The sequence below is a fragment of the Azospirillum brasilense genome, from assembly GCF_022023855.1.
GTDB lineage: Bacteria > Pseudomonadota > Alphaproteobacteria > Azospirillales > Azospirillaceae > Azospirillum > Azospirillum brasilense_F.
In genome coordinates this window covers 860455-874325 of sequence record NZ_CP059449.1, presented here as the reverse complement: position 1 = coordinate 874325, position 13871 = coordinate 860455, and the positions used below count along the sequence as shown (strand labels likewise).

The window sequence follows — 13871 nt, the reverse complement described above, 5'->3', positions numbered from 1 at the left end:
CCCCGTCGAGGGCGGCTTTTTCTTTTCCGGTTCTTTTGCGGCCTGATGTCTTGCGAGTCCGAAGTCTCCGGCGTTCCCGCACCGGTTCAGGCGTTCAGCGCTCAGGCGGTCAAGATTCCGGCAATCAAGATTCCGGTGGTCAGCAGTGGCCGGCGCCGCCGGACATCAGGGCCTTCAACTGCGCCGCCTTCGGATCGAAGGCCATGGCCGCCTCTTCCGCCGCCAGGGCGGCCAGGCTGATGAAGCGCGCCAAATCGTCCAAGTCGCACTTCGTCGCGTCGTCCATAAGGCTGTCGAGGCAGGACTTGATGGCCAGAGCCATGTCGCGCCGTTCGTCCATCATCTTGATCCCCCTATGGAATGCTGCACACGGTCCCGCTTCGGAAAGCCATATCTGCTGGCAAGAGCGGCCCCCTGACCAGAGAGGGATATATCATATTTCCTTCGATTCTCCACTATTAGAATCTTCGGACAACAAAGAAACAAGGCAACCGGCAATTGATTGTGCACTGTAATGCACACCATTACTTGTTAATGAAAAGTTAACATGGCTGGGTTGCGACCGTTTTGCTTGTGTTAAAGCCCTGTAACAGACCGCTTCCGGCACGGTCGGGGGATAAAGGAGGGCGGTTGCACGCCTTATGCTTCTGAATACCCTGGTATTCACTTGCGGCGCGAAGCCGCAGGCGCGACGATATGCCCCGGCGTGCGCGTCACCTTTTGGTCTTTTGACGGTTGGCGGAATGACCAGGGCGTTGCAGCCCGAAACGCACCTGCCTATATCTCCGGCGACAGACGTGAATCCACCCAACCGTTCCACCGACCCCAAGGGGATCGCGGCGGTGCCGGACCAAACGGGCCGCCACGCATCTGCCGAACAACAGAGGCTGAACATGAGCAAAGTCATTGGCATCGACCTCGGCACCACGAACTCCTGCGTGGCCGTCATGGAAGGCTCCAGCGCCAAGGTGATCGAGAACGCCGAAGGCACGCGCACCACGCCCTCCATGGTCGCCTTCGCGCAGAACGCGGAGCGTCTGGTCGGCCAGCCGGCCAAGCGTCAGGCAGTGACGAACCCCGAGAACACCCTCTTCGCGATCAAGCGTCTGATCGGCCGCCGCTACGACGATCCGCTGACCAAGAAGGACCAGGGCCTCGTCCCCTACAAGATCATTCCCGGCGACAACGGCGACGCCTGGGTGGAAGCCGTCGGCAAGAAGTACAGCCCGTCGCAGATCAGCGCCTTCATCCTGCAGAAGATGAAGGAGACGGCGGAGAACTACCTGGGCGAGAAGGTGACCCAGGCGGTCATCACCGTCCCGGCCTACTTCAACGACAGCCAGCGCCAGGCGACCAAGGACGCCGGCAAGATCGCCGGCCTGGAAGTGCTGCGCATCATCAACGAGCCGACGGCGGCCGCTCTGGCCTACGGCATGGAGAAGAAGGGCGCCGGCACCATCGCGGTCTACGATCTCGGCGGCGGCACCTTCGACGTCTCCGTGCTGGAGATCGGCGACGGCGTGTTCGAGGTGAAGTCGACCAACGGTGACACCTTCCTCGGCGGTGAGGACTTCGACGCCCGCATCATCGACTACCTCGCCGACGAGTTCCAGAAGGAGCAGGGCATCGACCTGCGCAAGGACCGTCTGGCCCTGCAGCGTTTGAAGGAAGCCGCGGAGAAGGCGAAGATCGAGCTGTCCTCGGCCATGCAGACCGAGGTCAACCTGCCCTTCATCACTGCCGACCAGTCCGGCCCGAAGCACCTGAACGTCAAGCTGACCCGCGCCAAGCTGGAAGCCCTGGTCGACGAGCTGGTCGCCCGCACGATCGAGCCCTGCAAGGCCGCGCTCCGCGACGCCGGCCTGAAGGCCAACGAGATCGACGAGGTGATCCTGGTCGGCGGCATGACCCGCATGCCCAAGGTCATCGAGGCGGTGAAGCAGTTCTTCGGCCGTGAGCCGCACCGCGGCGTGAACCCGGACGAGGTCGTCGCCATCGGCGCCGCCATCCAGGGCGGCGTGCTGAAGGGCGAGGTCAAGGACGTCCTCCTGCTCGATGTCACCCCGCTGTCGCTGGGCATCGAGACGCTGGGCGGCGTATTCACCCGCCTGATCGACCGCAACACGACGATCCCGACCAAGAAGTCCCAGACCTTCTCGACCGCCGAGGACAACCAGAACGCGGTGACCATCCGTGTCTTCCAGGGCGAGCGCGAGATGGCCGCGGACAACAAGATGCTCGGCCAGTTCGATCTCGTCGGCATCCCGCCGGCCCCGCGCGGCGTGCCGCAGGTCGAGGTGACCTTCGACATCGACGCCAACGGCATCGTCAGCGTCACGGCGAAGGACAAGGCCACCGGCAAGGAGCAGCAGATCCGCATCCAGGCGTCGGGCGGCCTGTCGGACGCCGACATCAACAAGATGGTGAAGGACGCCGAGGCCCACGCCGCCGACGACAAGAAGCGGCGTGAGCTGGTGGATGCCCGCAACCACGCGGACGCCCTGATCCACACGACCGAGCGGACGATCAAGGAGAACGGCGACAAGATCCCCGCCGCCGACAAGACCGCCGCGGAGGCCGCCGTGGCCGAGCTGAAGTCGGTGCTGGACGGCGAGGACCTGGAGGCCGTGAAGGCGAAGACCGAGGCGCTGGCCCAGGTGTCGATGAAGCTGGGCGAGGCCATGTACAAGGCCGGCCAGGGCGAGGCTCCGGGCGCCGGTGCCGCCGGTGCGGCGGGCGCCGCCCCGAACGAGCCGGGCGTGGTCGATGCCGACTTCGAGGAAGTGGACGACGACAAGAAGAAGTCGGCCTAAGCGTTCGGAACCGGAGGCAACCGTTGGGCAACCGCCCGTTGCCTCCGGTGTCACAGCCGGGAGAACCCGGCGCCATGCAGTATCGTCCGGCCCGTCATCCGTCCTGCGGTGGCGGGCCGGAGATATGATTGGTCTATTAGTATGTGAAGGCGGTCGGGGCCCATGGCGAAACAGGACTATTACGAGCTGCTCGGGGTGGCGAAGGGCGCCAGCGCGGACGAGATCAAAAAAGCGTACCGCAAGATGGCGATGCAGTATCACCCGGACCGCAACCAGGGTGACAAGGACGCCGAGCACAAGTTCAAAGAAATCAGCGAAGCCTACGACGTTCTGAAGGACGAGCAGAAGCGCGCGGCCTACGACCGCTTCGGCCACGGCGCCTTCGAGAACGGGCGCGGCGGGGCCGGCGGTGGTTTCGGCGGCTTCGATTTCAGCGGCGGTGGCGGCGGCTTCGCCGACATCTTCGACGAGATGTTCGGAGAGTTCATGGGCGGGCGCCGCGGCGGCGGCGGCGCGTCGGGCCGCGGCCAGGATCTGCGCTACAATCTGGAGATCGGGCTGGAGGAGGCCTTCAAGGGCACCACGGCCAACGTCCGCGTTCCCTCCACCGTCGCCTGCGACTCCTGCAGCGGCTCCGGGGCGGCGGCGGGGACCCAGCCGGTCACCTGCCCGACCTGCCAGGGCCATGGCAAAGTGCGCGCCCAGCAGGGCTTCTTCACCATCGAGCGCACCTGCCCGGCCTGCCACGGCCAGGGCCGCGTCATCAAGGACCCTTGCAAGAGCTGCGGCGGCGCCGGGCGCCTGCGCAAGGAGAAGACCCTCCAGGTCAACATCCCCGCGGGCGTGGAGGACGGCACGCGCATCCGTCTGGCCGGCGAGGGCGAGGCGGGGTTGCGCGGCGCGCCGCCGGGCGACCTCTACATCTTCCTGGCCATCGCGCCGCACCCGATCTTCCAGCGCGACGGCGCCAACATCCATTGCCGGGTGCCGATCCCGATGACCACCGCGGCGCTGGGCGGCACGGTGGAGGTGCCGACCATCGAGGGCAGCCGCACCAAGGTGACGGTCCCGCCCGGCACCCAGTCCGGCCACCAGTTCCGCATCAAGGGCAAGGGCATGTCGGTGCTGCGCAGCCAGCAGCGCGGCGACATGTACATCCAGGCCGTCGTCGAGACTCCGGTCAATCTGACCAAGAAGCAGCAGGAGCTTCTGCGCGAGTTCGACACCGCCGGCAAGGAAGGCTCCCACCCGCAGTCCGAAGGCTTCTTCGCCAAGGTGAAGGAGCTTTGGGAAGACCTGAAGGACTGACCACCGTCCCTTCGTTCCGACCCGTGATAAAGGCCCGGCCCCCAGCCGGGCCTTCTTTATGCGTGCCGCGTTCTTTTGCCCCAGTGGTATGACCACTCCGGCGTTGACAGCGGCGGTCGGCGGGAAGACTGTCCCGGCAAATCACGTACACATGCGTTGATGCCACAGGCCGCGCCGCATACGCACGTATCCCTGGAAATCACAGCAATTGCCGTTGCCGATGGGGGGCATCGCGTGTATCAACAAGCGCTTAATCTCCTCAGACGGTTCGCGGAGAGGGCATTCCAGGCGGTGAGTGGCGATCTCTCCTTCGAGCAGTTGCGCGACCTGATGCATCCCGGGGGGCACACCCCGATCATCCAGCGTCGCCGGGCCGTGCTGATCCATTCCCGCGTCCGCATGGTCGCGGCGGTCTTCGCCGTGCTGACGCCGCTGTGGATCGTCATCGACGTCTTCATCTTCCCCTGGCCGTTGTGGGGCTATCTGGCCGGCCTGCGGCTGGTGTCCAGCTTCGCCTTCGGCGCGCTGGCGCTCGGCTACCGGATCTGCGACGACATGGGCAGCGCGTGGCGGGGGTTGGCCCTGCTGCTGGCGGTGCCGACGATCTTCTTCCTCGCCTCGCACCCCATGCTGAATGAGGACATGATCGCGGGCAGCGCGCTGGCGGTCGCCGCCGGCTACGCCTTCCTGCCCTTCGTGATGGTGGCGGGGCTCAGCGTCTTCCCGCTGACCGCGCTGGAGGGACTCGCCTTTGCGACGCCGATGCTGGCGGCGCACATGCTGGCCGGGGTCTACGGTTCGCTGGTCTTCCCCTTCCCCTCCTATCTGGGCGCCCTGTGGCTGCTGGTGCTCATCATGGTGGTGGCGACGCTGGCGGCGATGAGCCAGCTGCACTTCATGATGGCCCTGGTCGATCAGGCGTCGCACGACGGGCTGACCGGCGCCTTCTCCCGCCGCATCGGGGAGGAGCTTCTGCGGCTGCAGTTCGCCCACGCCCAGCGCTCGGACCATCCGCTGTCGGTGATCTTCTTCGACCTGGACAATTTCAAGTCGATCAACGACCGCTTCGGCCATGACCAGGGTGACAAGCAGCTCGGGCGATCGGCGGAGGCGATCCGCGCCATGCTGCGCCAGTCCGACGTGCTGGTCCGCTGGGGCGGCGAGGAGTTCGTGGTCATCATGCCCAACACCGGCCGTCAGGGCGCCCTGACCGCGGTGGAGCGGCTGCACGAGCGGGGCCTGGGCAAGCGCCCGGACGGCACCCTGCAGACCGCCAGCATCGGCGTCGCCGAATACCTCCACGATCGCCCGGTGGACTGGGAAAGGCTGGTGGATCTGGCCGACCAGCGCATGTACGCGGCCAAGCAGTCCGGCAAGAACCGCATTGTTGCCGACGACCGCGTCCCCGAACCGGCCTGACTCTTTCCGTCAGTCGTTGCGCAGCAGCGGGGCGGAGGGCTGGCCGAGCGCCCGCCACGTCCCGAGGAAGCCGAAGGCCAGCGTGATCGCCGTGCTGAGCAGCGCCGTGGTCAGCACGGCCGACGGCAGGAAGGTCCAGTCCCAGCGCATCAGGAAGGTCATCACCGCCCAGGCCGTGATGGTGCCGATGACCCCGGCGATGGCCGCGGTCAGGATGCCCAGCAGCCCGTATTCCAGCAGGAACGCCTTCAGCACGTCGGCCCGCGTGGCCCCCAGCACCTTCAGCACCACCGCGTCGTAGACCCGACGGCGGTGCCCGGCGGCGACCGCGCCGGCCAGCACCAGCGTGCCGGCGGCCAGCGTGATGCCCGCGGTGATGCGCACCGCCGTGCCGATGTGGCCCAGCATGGTGCCCACCGTGTCCAGCGCGTCCTTCACCCGCACCAGCGTCACGTTGGGGAAGCGCTGCAGGACGGAGCGCTGCACCTCCGGCTCCGCCGCCGGGGTGCTGCGGACGGTGGCGATCCAGGTCTGCGGCGCCCGCTCCAGCGTGCCCGGCGCGAAGACCAGGGCGAAGTTGATGGCCAGCGTCGAGAAGTCGGCGGCGCGCACGTTGCCCACCGTCGCCTCGATGGTGCGGCCCAGGACGTTGATCCCCATCGTCGCGCCGGGACCGATGCCGAAGGCGCTCGCCACGTTCTGGTGGATGGAGATCAGCGGCTTCCCCTTGTAGTCCTCCGGCCACCAGGAGCCGGCGACGATCTCCGAATGCTCCGGCAGCTTGGCGGAATAGGTGATGCCGCGGTCGCCGGACAGCACCCACGACTGCTCAGGGTTGACCAGCGCCTTCTCCGCCGGCTGACCGTTCACCGTCTCGATCCGTCCGCGCAAGGACGGCACCGCTTCGAACCCGCTGGTGCCGGGGAGGGCGTTGACCATCTGTTTCAACGGCTCGAACTGGTCGGGCTGGATGTCCACGAAGAAGAAGCTGGGCGCGTCCTTGGGGATCGTCTCGTTGACCCGGCGGGAGAAGTTGCCCTCGATCAGCGCGATGGCGACCATCACCGTCAGGCCGAGGCCGAGCGACAGCACCACCGCCCCGGTCGGGTTGCCCGGCCGGTGCAGGTTGGCGAGCGCCAGCCGCATCCCCGGACGGCGTGGGCGCCCCGCCGCCGCGGCCCCGCGCACCACCAGCCAGGCGGCCACGCGGAAGGCGATGAAGGTGGCGATGGAGCCGCCGACGAACCAGGCAGCGAACATCTTGTTGTGCGCGGTGGCGACCGCCAGCCCGGCCAGAGCCACCACGGTCAGCGCCATCGCCGCCAGATAGACCGCGCGCGGGCGGCCCCCGGCGGGGGCGACCACGTCGCGGAACTGCGCCGCCGCCGGCACCTCCCGCGCGCGGCCCAGCGGCCACAGCGAGAAGGTCAGCGCGGTCAGCAGCCCGTAGAGCGCGGCCAGGGCCAGGGCGCTCGGGTAGACGCCGATCCGGGTGGGAACCGGCAACACCTGGTCGAGCAGCGACCCCAGCCCCAGCGGCGCCACCGCGCCGAGCAGGAGCCCCAGAAGGATGCCCAGCCCGGACAAGGCGAGGATCTGCAGCAGATAGACCTGGAAGACCAGATCGCCCGGCGCGCCCAGGCATTTCAGCGTGGCGATGGTGCGGGCGCGCGAGTCGAGATGGCTGCGCACCGCGTTGCCCACCCCGACCCCGCCGACCAGCAGGGCGGTCAGCCCGACCAGCGTCAGGAACAGCGTCATGCGGTCGATGAAGCGCTCGATCTGCGGGGAGGCGTTGGTGAAGTCGCGGACCCGCCAGCCGGCATCGGGGAAGCGCGCCGTCAGCGCCTTCTGCCACGCCGCCACGTCGGTGCCCGGCGGCAGGGCCAGCTTGGCGGTCCAATAGACGATGCTGCCGGGCTGGAGCAGGCCGGTGCCCTCCAGCGACGGCAGGCCGATCATCACCCGCGGCCCCAGCGAGAAGGCGCCGTTGGAGGCGCGGTCCGGCTCCCGCGTCAGGACGCCGCGCACGGCGAACTCGCCCTCGCCCAGCCGCAGCGTGTCGCCGGTCTTCAGCCCCAGCCGGTCGAGCAGCCCGTCCTCGACCAGCGCGCCCCAGCGCCCGTCGCGGTTGGCCAGCGCCGTGTGCAGGTCACCCTCCGGCGCCAGGGCGACAGAGCCGTAAAGCGGGTAGACGCCGTCCACCGCCTTCAGCTCGACCAGCGTGGACCGCGCGTCGTCGGCGGAGCGGGCCATGGCGCGCATGTCCACCGACTGCGACAGGCGCCCGGCCTGTTCCAGCCAGGAGCGCTGCTCGTCGGTCGGCGGTGCGTAGATCTGCCGCAGCGCGACGTCGCCGCCCAGGATCGCCCGCCCGTCCGCCTGCAGGCCCGACAGCACGCCGCCGGACACGGAATTCACCGCGGCGATGGCCGCGACGCCGAGCGTCAGGCAGGCCAGGAAGATGCGGAACCCCTTCAGCCCCCCGCGCAGCTCGCGGCGGGCCAGACGGAAGGCGAGGGCGAGGTTGGTCATCGGTGCGTCCGGCAAGATGTGGGGTGGTGGTGGGGAATGGTCGCGTCGGGCCCCCACCCAACCCTCCCCCGCTTTCGCAAGGGAGGGCTTTATCTCCTCCCCCTGCGAAGCGGGGGGAGGTCGGGAGGGGGGCGCGACGCGACCACTCCCTCAAAGGACGCTCAATCCCCCACCACGCGCTCGCGTTCGGCGCGGGCGGTCATGCCGTCGTCGACGATGCGCCCGTCCATCAGGCGCACGGTGCGGTCGCAGCGGTCGGCCAGGGACGGGTCGTGGGTGATCAGCACCAGCGTCGTGCCGCGCCGCTCGGCGAGGTCGAACAGCAACTCCACGATGGTGGCGCCGGTCCCGATGTCCAGGTTGCCGGTCGGCTCGTCGGCCAGCAGAAGCGACGGCTCGGCGACGAAGGCGCGGGCCAGGGCGACGCGCTGCTGCTCGCCGCCGGACAGCTGGCCCGGATAATGGGTCAGCCGATGGCCCAGCCCGACCGCCTCCAGCCCGGCGCGCGCGCGGTCGAAGGCGTCGGCGGCCCCGGCAAATTCCAGGGGGATGGCGACGTTCTCCAGCGCGGTCATCGTCGGCACGAGGTGGAAAGCCTGGAAGACGATCCCCACATGGTCGCGGCGGAAGCGCGCAAGCCCGTCCTCGTCCAGCCGGCCCAGATCCTGTCCGGCGACGCGCACGGTCCCGCCCGTGGGGCGTTCCAGCCCGGCCATGACCATCATCATGGTCGATTTACCGGAGCCCGACGGGCCGACCACGCCGACCCGTTCACCGGGCTGGATGCGGAGATTCAAGCCTCTCAGGATGTTGACGGGTCCGGCCGCGCTGTCCAATCTCAGATGCACCTCGTCGAGATCGACGATGGTGGACTCAACGGAATCGGGTCGGGACATTGGCATGCGTCTCTGGAACGGGCGGGGGAATGGGCGGGAAAACCTCACGCCATATGGCATGGTGCGCCGCCATTTCAACACGGCCCTCCTTCGGTCGGGGCTGGCCGCTCTCGCCGTCGTTGCGGGAATTGGCGCGGGAATCGGCATGACCGCTCCCGCGTTCGCCCAGGGTGGTTCGGAGAAAGGGCCTTACATCCTACTGGCGCTCGGCGACAGCCTGACCGCCGGCTACGGCCTTCCCGAAGCGCAGTCCTTCACTCCACAGTTGCAGGCGGCGCTGCGGGCGAAGGGCTACGACGTGACTGTCGTCAACGCCGGCGTGTCGGGCGACACCACGGCGGGCGGGCTGTCGCGGCTCGACTGGGCGCTGGCCGACAAGCCGGACGCCGTGCTGGTGGAGCTGGGGGCGAACGACATGCTGCGCGGGCTCGACCCCGGCGCGGCGCGCGCCAACCTCGACGCCATCGTGAAGCGGCTGACCAGCGAGAAGTTGCCCGTGCTGCTGGCCGGGATGTACGCGTCACCCAGCCTGGGCCGTGCGTACGGGGACCGCTTCAACGCCATCTACCCGGAACTGGCGAAGACGTACGACGTACAGCTCTATCCCTTCTTCCTGGACGGCGTGGCGGCGGACGCCGCGCTGAACCAGCCCGACGGCATCCATCCCAACGCGGCCGGCGTGAAGGTGATCGTGGAGCGCATCGCGCCCCACGTCGCCCGCCTTCTGGACGGCATCGCCAAGAGCGGAGACTGACACCCATGGCGACCCTGGCCGGCGACACCGCCACCACCGAGACTTTCTTCAAGGCCGCATCGGCCTCCGGCACCGAATGGGGCGCCGTCGTCAAGTCCTGCCTGGACGAGTTGGGGGCGGTGGAGGGCTGCAACCTCGGCTTCCTCTACATTACCGACGCGCTGGCGGAGCACGCGACGAGCATGGTCACGCTGCTGCGCGGTGTCACCGGCATCCGCGACTGGGTGGGTACGGTCGGCATCGGCGTCTGCGCCAACGACGAGGAAATCTTCGACAAGCCGGGCATCGCCGTGATGGTGGCCCGCCTGCCGCCGGAGGGCTTCCGCCTGTTCCCGGTGGTGTCGGGCGACATGGAGCCGCTGCGCCGCATGGCCGGCGGCTGGCTGGACAAGCATGGCGCCATGCTGGCGCTCGCCCACGCCGACCCGCGTCACCAGGATCTGGCCGGGCTGGTCGTTTCGCTGGCGGAATCAACCGGGGCCTTCCTGGTCGGCGGCCTGTCGGCCTCGCGGTCGGAGTTCCCGCAATTCACCATCCCCGGCAACACCGCCACGATGGTCGGCGGGCCGGTGGCCGACGGCGGCGTGTCGGGCGTGCTGTTCGCGCCGCAGGTGCCGGTCGCCACCGGCCTCAGCCAGGGCTGCACGCCCATCGGGCCGGTGCGCACCATCACCGCGGCGGAGGACAACGTCGTCCTGGAGATCGACGGGCGCCCGGCGCTGGAGGTCTTCAAGGAGGACATCGGCGAGTTGTTGGCCCGCGACCTCAAGCGGGTGTCCGGCTACATCTTCGCAGGCCTGCCGATCGCCGGCAGCGACACGGCGGACTATCTGGTCCGCGACCTGATCGCCATTGACCCGCGCGCCGGCTGGATCGCCGTCGCCCACCATGTGCAGAGCGGCCAGCCCATCCTGTTCACCCGCCGCGACCAGCAGAGCGCCGAGGCCGACATGCGCCGCATGCTGGCCAATCTGAAGAAGCGCGTGAAGACCACCCCGAAGGGCGCCCTCTACGTCAGCTGCATCGCCCGCGGCCCCAGCCTGTTCGGCGAGGGCAGCCAGGAACTGGCGCTGATCCGCGAAACCTTCGGCGACATCCCGCTGGCCGGATTCTTCGCCAGCGGCGAAATCTCCAACGCCCGCCTGTACGGATACACGGGCGTGCTCACCCTGTTCCTTTAAGGATCATAGCCAAATGCAATACCGTCCGCTCGGCCGCACCGGCCTGTCTGTCAGCGCCATCGGCCTGGGCACCATGACCTGGGGCCGCCAGAACAGCGAGGCCGAAGGCCACGCCCAGATGGATTATGCGCTCGGCGAGGGCGTCAATTTCTGGGACACGGCGGAGATGTACGCCATCCCCCCGACCGCCGACACGTACGGACGTACGGAGGAGGTGATCGGCACCTGGTTCAAGGCGACCGGCAAGCGCGACCAGGTGATCCTGGCGAGCAAGGTCGTCGGCGCCACCGACGGTGGCTTCGCCTGGGTGCGCAACGGCGAGGCGAAGCTCGACCGCGCCAACATCTTTGCGGCGGTGGAGGCCAGCCTGCGCCGGCTCCAGACGGACTACATCGACCTGTACCAGCTCCACTGGCCCGACCGTTCGACCAACCGCTTCGGCGCGCGCAATTACGTCCACCGGCCGGAGAAGGACGGCACCCCAATCGAGGAGACGCTGTCGGCGCTCGACGAGTTGGTAAAATCCGGTAAGGTCCGCCACATCGGCGTGTCGAACGAGTCGCCCTGGGGGGTGATGCAGTTCCTCAAGCTGGCGGAGGACAAGGGCCTGCCGCGCATCGCCTCGATCCAGAACGCCTACAACCTGCTGAACCGGACCTTCGAGCAGGGTCTGGCCGAGATGTGCCTGCGCGAGGATGTCGGGCTTCTCGCCTATTCGCCGCTGGCCGCCGGCACGCTGACCGGCAAGTATCTGGACGGCGCCGTTCCCGCCGGCACCCGCCGCGCGCTGGATCACCGCAAGTCGCGCTACGCCACCGTCAACGCCGACGTGGCCACCCGGGAGTATCTGGACGTCGCCCGGCGCCACGGCCTGTCGCCGACGCAGATGGCCATCGCCTTCACCCTGCGGCAGCCCTTCGTCGCGTCCTCGCTGATCGGTGCTACGACCATGGAGGACCTGAAGTCCAACATCGCGGCGGTGGATGTCACGCTGTCGGACGAGGTGATGAAGGACATCGAGGCGGTCAACGCCCGTTATCCCGACCCCTGCCCGTAACCGTTCCGGAAAGCCAATGATCCGTCTCTTCGTCGCCCTCGATTTTCCGGAGGATGTACGCCGGCGTCTGGCGGGGCTGGGCGGCGGCGTGCCCGGCGCCCGCTGGACCGACGCGGACAACCTGCACCTGACGCTCCGCTTCATCGGGGAGGTGCCGGGAGATCAGGCGGCGGAGATCGACGAGTCGCTGGCGCAGATCGCGGCGCCGGCCTTCGATCTGGTTCTGGACGGCGTGGGCGTGTACGGCAGTGGCCGCAACGCCCGTGTCCTCTGGGCCGGGGTGGAGCGCAGCGACGCCTTGTCGCACCTCCAGTCCAAGGTCGAGTCGGCGCTGGTCCGCTGCGGCCTGCCGGCGGAGGAGCGCAAATTCTCGCCCCACGTCACGCTCGCCCGGCTGAAGGACGCGCCGAAGGACCGGATCGGGCGCTTCGTCGAGGAGCGCGGGATGTTCCGCGCCGGTCCGATCCGGGTGGAGCACTTCACGCTCTACCGCAGCCACCTGGGCAAGGGGGCCGCGGTGTACGAGGCGCTGTCGGAATACGGGTTGGGATGACGGGCGGGCGGCGCCTTACAGCGGCACGCCCTTAATCATCCGCGGCAGCTCGCCGACCACGCCCATCGCGTGCCGCATGAAGAAGCGCTTCAGCGGCGGCAGGCGGTTGACGACGGCCATGCCGACGTCGCGGGCCAGCTTGATCGGCGGGATGTTGTTCGAGAACAGGTGCACCAGACCGTCGCAGACCACGGCCAGCAGCACCGTGTCGAAGCGGCGCCAGCGCTGGAAGCGCGCCAGCACCTCCGGCGAACCGACGTCCAGCCCCAGCCGGTGGGCGTCCACGATCACCTCGGCCAGAGCGGCCACGTCGCGCAGGCCCAGGTTCAGCCCCTGCCCGGCGATGGGGTGGATGGCGTGGGCCGCCTCGCCGATCAGGGCGACGCGCTCGGCGATGAAACGCTCGGCCAGCAGCACCGACAGCGGCCAGGCGTCGCGCCGGGTCACCAGCTCGATGTCGCCCAGATAGCCGCCCGACCGGCGGGTCAGCTCGTCGATGAACTGGTCCTCCGGCAGCTTCAGATACATGTCGACCAGCGACCGCTTCTCGCTCCACACGATGGAGGAGCGGTTCTCGGTCATCGGCAGAACGGCGAAGGGGCCGTTGGGCAGGAAATGCTCCACCGCCACGCCGTTGTGCGGCTCCGAATGGCGGATCGTGCAGATGATCGCGGACTGGTCGTAAGCCCAGGTCCGCAGCTTGATCCCGGCGCTCTCCCGCGCCAGCGAGCGGCGCCCGTCGGCCCCGACGACCAGCCGCGCCTTGACCACCCGCCCGTCGGCCAGCGTCACCGTGGCGCCGCTGCGGGTGCGCTCAATCGACACCGCCTGGGCCGGGGTCAGATGGTGCAGGCCGGGCAGTTCCTTGGCGCGGGCGAACAGGGCGCGGCGCATGTCCTTGTTGTCGAGAATCCAGCCGAAGGGCTGGTTCTTGCCGTCCCAGGTCAGCTCCGTGTGGTCGTAATGGACGAACAGGGGCGAGAACTGGTCGGCCACCCGGATGTCCAGGATCGGGCCGGCGTGGGGCTCCATGTGCTTCCACACGCCCGCTCCCTCCAGCACCTTCATCGAGGCGTAGGCGACCGCCGTGGTGCGGATGTCGAAGTCGTCCCCCGCCTGCCGGTCCGGGCTGTCGCGGTCGATGCAGACGACCGGAACGCCCGCGGTGGCCAGGGCCGCCGCCATGCTGAGTCCGGCCAGTCCGCCGCCCAACACGACGACGTCGGTCGTGATCTCCTGCGCTGCGGTGGTGCCCGATTCGGTCATGATGGCGCTGCCCTTCGATCAGTGTAGACGGGTACGAACAATCGTTCCGCTTGGTCCGGATGTCCAGCGGCGCTGCGTCGCGGCCCCCA

Annotated in this window: 11 protein-coding genes; 7 read left to right on the top strand and 4 right to left on the bottom strand. The window is 68.6% G+C overall.

Going from position 1 to position 13871, the window contains the following annotated elements; translation table 11 throughout:
* Positions 1-139: 139 nt before the first annotated feature.
* A complete protein-coding gene (locus H1Q64_RS04130; RefSeq protein WP_014239027.1) occupies positions 140-343 on the bottom strand; it encodes a hypothetical protein in 204 nt (67 codons plus the stop codon).
* Between the two features lie 298 nt (positions 344-641).
* Here H1Q64_RS04130 and dnaK point away from each other — a divergent pair, with 298 nt between their 5' ends.
* The 3 genes from dnaK (at position 642) to H1Q64_RS04115 (ending at position 5540) form a co-directional block, all read left to right on the top strand.
* On the top strand, positions 642-2813 hold the full coding sequence (gene dnaK / locus H1Q64_RS04125; protein ID WP_330874511.1) for a molecular chaperone DnaK: 2172 nt from the start codon (positions 642-644) through the stop codon (positions 2811-2813).
* 162 nt (positions 2814-2975) lie between these two features.
* Complete coding sequence (gene dnaJ, locus H1Q64_RS04120) at positions 2976-4121, top strand: molecular chaperone DnaJ (protein WP_237904486.1); 1146 nt, start codon at positions 2976-2978, stop codon at positions 4119-4121.
* 291 nt (positions 4122-4412) lie between these two features.
* Positions 4413-5540, top strand: coding sequence for a diguanylate cyclase (locus H1Q64_RS04115; RefSeq protein WP_145701666.1), 1128 nt, complete (start codon positions 4413-4415; stop codon positions 5538-5540).
* Positions 5541-5549: 9 nt separating this feature from the next.
* On the opposite strand, the gene H1Q64_RS04110 is transcribed toward H1Q64_RS04115, so the two are convergent.
* Positions 5550-8075 carry an ABC transporter permease gene (locus H1Q64_RS04110; RefSeq protein WP_237904485.1) on the bottom strand — a complete coding sequence of 842 codons (2526 nt, stop codon included), beginning with the start codon at positions 8073-8075 and terminating at the stop codon, positions 5550-5552.
* Between the two features lie 161 nt (positions 8076-8236).
* Positions 8237-8971 (bottom strand): ABC transporter ATP-binding protein, encoded by a 735-nt coding sequence (locus tag H1Q64_RS04105; protein ID WP_237904484.1) that lies wholly within the window; start codon positions 8969-8971, stop codon positions 8237-8239.
* A gap of 145 nt (positions 8972-9116) precedes the next feature.
* On the opposite strand from H1Q64_RS04105, the gene H1Q64_RS04100 reads away from it, so the two are divergent.
* The 4 genes from H1Q64_RS04100 to thpR are packed head-to-tail and all read left to right on the top strand — an operon-like array spanning position 9117 to position 12516.
* Positions 9117-9725, top strand: a complete 609-nt coding sequence (locus tag H1Q64_RS04100; protein ID WP_237904483.1) for an arylesterase — start codon at positions 9117-9119, stop codon at positions 9723-9725.
* Positions 9726-9730: 5 nt separating this feature from the next.
* Positions 9731-10906 carry an FIST signal transduction protein gene (locus H1Q64_RS04095; protein ID WP_237904482.1) on the top strand — a complete coding sequence of 392 codons (1176 nt, stop codon included), beginning with the start codon at positions 9731-9733 and terminating at the stop codon, positions 10904-10906.
* Positions 10907-10919: 13 nt separating this feature from the next.
* Complete coding sequence (locus H1Q64_RS04090) at positions 10920-11963, top strand: NADP(H)-dependent aldo-keto reductase (RefSeq protein WP_237904481.1); 1044 nt, start codon at positions 10920-10922, stop codon at positions 11961-11963.
* A gap of 16 nt (positions 11964-11979) precedes the next feature.
* Positions 11980-12516, top strand: a complete 537-nt coding sequence (thpR, locus tag H1Q64_RS04085) for an RNA 2',3'-cyclic phosphodiesterase (RefSeq protein WP_237904480.1) — start codon at positions 11980-11982, stop codon at positions 12514-12516.
* 15 nt (positions 12517-12531) lie between these two features.
* On the opposite strand, the gene H1Q64_RS04080 is transcribed toward thpR, so the two are convergent.
* Positions 12532-13782, bottom strand: coding sequence for a UbiH/UbiF/VisC/COQ6 family ubiquinone biosynthesis hydroxylase (locus H1Q64_RS04080; RefSeq protein ID WP_237904479.1), 1251 nt, complete (start codon positions 13780-13782; stop codon positions 12532-12534).
* Between the last annotated feature and the right edge of the window lie 89 nt (positions 13783-13871).

Coding starts and splice junctions, on each gene's coding strand:
- H1Q64_RS04105 (WP_237904484.1), bottom strand. CDS start 8,971: ATGTCCCGACCCGATTCCGTTGAGTCCACCATCGTCGATCTCGACGAG.
- H1Q64_RS04100 (WP_237904483.1), top strand. CDS start 9,117: ATGACCGCTCCCGCGTTCGCCCAGGGTGGTTCGGAGAAAGGGCCTTAC.
- H1Q64_RS04090 (WP_237904481.1), top strand. CDS start 10,920: ATGCAATACCGTCCGCTCGGCCGCACCGGCCTGTCTGTCAGCGCCATC.
- H1Q64_RS04110 (WP_237904485.1), bottom strand. CDS start 8,075: ATGACCAACCTCGCCCTCGCCTTCCGTCTGGCCCGCCGCGAGCTGCGC.
- H1Q64_RS04095 (WP_237904482.1), top strand. CDS start 9,731: ATGGCGACCCTGGCCGGCGACACCGCCACCACCGAGACTTTCTTCAAG.
- dnaJ (WP_237904486.1), top strand. CDS start 2,976: ATGGCGAAACAGGACTATTACGAGCTGCTCGGGGTGGCGAAGGGCGCC.
- H1Q64_RS04130 (WP_014239027.1), bottom strand. CDS start 343: ATGATGGACGAACGGCGCGACATGGCTCTGGCCATCAAGTCCTGCCTC.
- thpR (WP_237904480.1), top strand. CDS start 11,980: ATGATCCGTCTCTTCGTCGCCCTCGATTTTCCGGAGGATGTACGCCGG.
- dnaK (WP_330874511.1), top strand. CDS start 642: ATGCTTCTGAATACCCTGGTATTCACTTGCGGCGCGAAGCCGCAGGCG.
- H1Q64_RS04080 (WP_237904479.1), bottom strand. CDS start 13,782: ATGACCGAATCGGGCACCACCGCAGCGCAGGAGATCACGACCGACGTC.